Below are 3,411 nucleotides of genomic sequence, written 5' to 3'. Positions count from 1 at the left end.
ATAATTGTTGCCTTTTAGGGATGATGGAGGCCGCGATAGAGGAATAACTTTTTAACAATCAACCTGGAGTTACCGTGAAGTACAAAGAATATAAGCAGCTTAATTACGCCCATCTGGCTGATGAGATTTTAGAATTCTGGAAGGAGAACCAGATCTTTGAGAAATCTATGGAGAGCCGTGAAGGCAAACCTACCTTTACCTTTTTTGAAGGGCCTCCTTCGGCTAATGGTACCCCTGGTATTCATCATGTGATGGCCCGGGCTGTAAAAGATATTTTTTGCCGTTACAAAACCTTGCAAGGTTTTCAGGTGAAACGTAAAGGTGGATGGGATACCCACGGATTACCTGTTGAGCTTCAAGTGGAAAAAGAGCTCGGTATTACCAAGGAAGATATTGGTAAGAAAATTTCTATTGCAGAATACAATGAGAAATGCCGACAAGCAGTAATGAAATTTAAGGATCAGTGGGATGAGCTCACCGAGAAAATGGGGTATTGGGTGGATTTGGAAAAACCATACATTACTTTCAATCGGGAGTATATGGAATCCGTTTGGTTCTTGTTAAAAGAGTTGCATAAAAAAGGTCTGCTTTACAAAGGTTATACAATACAGCCTTATTCACCAGCAGCAGGAACAGGGCTTAGTTCTCATGAATTGAACCAGCCTGGTACTTACCGGGATGTGAAAGACACTTCAATTACAGCCCAATTCAAGATCAAGGGTACCGAAAATGATTATTTTTTGGCTTGGACTACCACTCCTTGGACTTTACCAGCAAATAATTCTTTAGGTGTAGGAGCGGGAATCACTTATGTGAAGGTAAAAACCTTTAATCCTTACACCTTTCTACCTATCAATGTAATTTTGGCTAAGGATCGGGTTTCTACCTATTTTAATGTCAAAGCCAAAGACCTGAAAATAGAAGATTATAAGGCGGGAGATAAACTGATTCCTTTTGAAATTATCGAGGAAGTTAAAGGAAAAGACCTGGCGGGTCTTGAGTACGAACAGTTAATGCCTTATGTTTCCCTCCCTTCACCTGCATTTAAGGTGCTGATCGCCGATTTTGTTACAACAGAAGACGGCACAGGGGTGGTTCACTTGGCGAAAACATTTGGTGCCGATGACTTTAGGGTGTCTGAGCAACACGGTGTGGGCGCCATTATGGTGAAAGATGAAGAAGGAAAAGATAGCCCTATTGTAGATAAACAAGGACGATTCGTAAAGGAAATTACGGACTTTTCTGGCATGTATGTGAAAAACTACAACGGTGCCGACGAGTCTGATCCAAATTATAAATCCACGGATGTATTGATCGCCATTAAATTGAAGGAAGAAAACAAAGCCTTCAAGGTAGAAAAATACGAACACTCCTACCCTCATTGCTGGAGAACCGATAAACCAGTATTGTATTATCCTCTGGATTCATGGTTTATCAAAACTACAGCTTTTAAGGATCGTTTGGTTGAATTGAATAACACTATTAACTGGAAGCCAAAGTCAACAGGAATTGGACGTTTCGGCAACTGGTTGGAAAATTTAGTGGATTGGAATCTTAGTCGTTCGAGGTACTGGGGAACCCCTTTGCCAATTTGGTTAAGTGAAGATAAGAAAGAAGAGAAATGTATAGGCTCTTTGGAAGAGCTGAGAGAAGAGGTACAAAAGTCAATCGATGCAGGCTTTATGGAAGAGCAATTGGCGGAGGATTTTGACTTGCACCGTCCTTATGTAGACGATATTGTTCTGGTTAGTGAGAGTGGGCAAAAGATGTATCGCGAACTAGATTTGATCGATGTGTGGTTTGATTCCGGAGCTATGCCTTATGCCCAGTGGCATTATCCGTTCGAGAATCAGGAAGTTTTTGAGGAAAACTATCCGGCTGATTTTATTGCAGAGGGAGTAGACCAAACTAGGGGATGGTTCTTTACACTCCATGCCATTGCGGGTATGTTGTTTGATAAAGTGGCTTTTAAAAATGTAATTGCCAACGGTTTGGTTTTGGATAAAAACGGCAATAAAATGTCCAAACGACTGGGTAATGCAGTAGATCCTTTTTCAACTTTGGCAAAATATGGGCCTGATGCCACGCGCTGGTATATGATTGCCAATGCTAATCCATGGGATAACCTGAAATTTAACCTGGATGGGGTTTTGGAAGTCCAGCGTCGTTTTTTTGGCACCCTTCAAAACACTTATTCTTTCTTTGCACTTTACGCTAATCTGGATCATTTTACTTTTTCTCAGGAAGAAATTCCAATGGCAGAGAGGACTGAAAGTGATCGTTGGATTATTTCCAAGCTTAACAGTTTAGTGGAGGAAGCTACTGCGGCTTATGAAGATTATAGCCCTACCCGTGCAGCTCGTGCCATTCAGGATTTTGTTTCTGATGATTTAAGTAACTGGTATGTTCGGTTGAACCGAAAGCGTTTCTGGAAGGGAGAATACAATGAAGATAAGCAAGCGGCTTATCAAACGTTATACACCTGTTTATTGACAGTTGCAAAATTAGGAGCTCCTATTGCTCCATTCTACATGGATCAGTTGTATAAAGATTTGGATGGAGTGAGTAAGCAGGAAGGGTTCGAATCTGTTCATCTGGCTACTTTCCCGAAAGCTGATTCAAATTTGATTGATGTGGACTTGGAAGAAAGAATGCAGTTGGCTCAAGATATTTCTTCATTGGTGCACTCTTTGCGTCGAAAGGAAAAAATTAAGGTACGTCAACCGTTATCGAAGATTTTGGTGCCAATTTTATCAGAAAAAACCAAAAAACAAATCCAGGCAGTAGAAGACCTCATTTTAAATGAGGTAAATGTGAAGGATATTGAATACTTGGATGATACTTCCGGCGTTTTGGTGAAGAAAATTAAGCCGAATTTCCGTAAACTGGGTAAAGAATACGGTCCAAAGATGAAAGAAATTGCCGCTTTCATTAATAAAATGGAGCAGGAGGACATTACCCTATTGGAAAAAGAACAAAAATTTGCTATCCAGTTAACTGACACCACCATAGAACTTAGCTTGGATGATGTGGAAATTTCCTCTGAAGATATTCCAGGTTGGTTGGTTGCTAATGAAGGTACTTTGACTGTAGCTTTGGACATCACTATTTCTGATACTCTTAGAAAAGAGGGGATTGCTCGTGAATTGGTGAACAGAATCCAGAATCTGCGTAAAGATATGGGATTAGATGTGCAAGATAAGATTCAAATCAGCATCCAACAAAATGAGGAATTAGTGAATGCTGCCTTAAATGTGAATAAGGATTATATCTGTACGGAAACTCAAGCCCATAGCCTAGAGTTGCTCTCGGAGGTTTCCGGAGCCCAGGAGTTGGATATGGATGAGTTCAAATTATTGGTAAAAATTGAACAATGAAAATTATTAGGAATTGGGAAGTAGGATGCTTAAT

The 3,411-nt window shown here is 40.3% G+C and carries 1 protein-coding gene; it reads left to right on the top strand.

The window, feature by feature from the left end; translation table 11 throughout:
• Nucleotides 1–74 precede the first annotated feature (74 nt).
• On the top strand, nt 75–3,377 hold the full coding sequence (ileS, locus tag E1171_RS04460) for an isoleucine--tRNA ligase (protein ID WP_187696259.1): 3,303 nt from the start codon (nt 75–77) through the stop codon (nt 3,375–3,377).
• Nucleotides 3,378–3,411: the final 34 nt, after the last annotated feature.

Origin of the sequence: Xanthovirga aplysinae (assembly GCF_009711365.1) — a bacterium.
Lineage (GTDB): Bacteria > Bacteroidota > Bacteroidia > Cytophagales > Cyclobacteriaceae > Xanthovirga > Xanthovirga aplysinae.
Note: the sequence above shows the minus strand (reverse complement) of the source record. Positions and strands in the feature narration are given on the sequence as shown.